1 pseudogene is annotated in these 273 nt (G+C 42.1%); it reads right to left on the bottom strand.

The features are described 5' to 3' along the window. Positions 1-110, bottom strand: a pseudogene (yqjC, locus tag FN960_RS24055) (DUF1090 family protein YqjC); the annotation flags it as partial. Positions 111-273: the final 163 nt, after the last annotated feature.

Below are 273 nucleotides of genomic sequence, written 5' to 3' on the forward strand. Positions count from 1 at the left end.
TAGCTGATCTCCTTAAGGATATTTTGCTCCTTTTCCTGACACAGGGTAGTGGCATAACTACCAGGACTAAGAGCAAAAAGAGAAACAGCTAAAGCGATGCGGTATTTCATTCTTGAACCTTCCATTGTGATTCGGACCTATTACAAAGGAACGATTGTCCAGACAACGAAGCGGTAGTGTTAACCACCGCCTCATTAATTATAGACAGTTACGGTGAAATCACCAAAGTGAGTGATATGTTTCGGATAACAGGAAGTTATCCGAAGCGTTGAG

It is taken from the genome of Alkalicoccobacillus porphyridii, assembly GCF_007293315.1.
GTDB classification, from domain to species: domain Bacteria; phylum Bacillota; class Bacilli; order Bacillales; family Bacillaceae_D; genus Alkalicoccobacillus; species Alkalicoccobacillus porphyridii.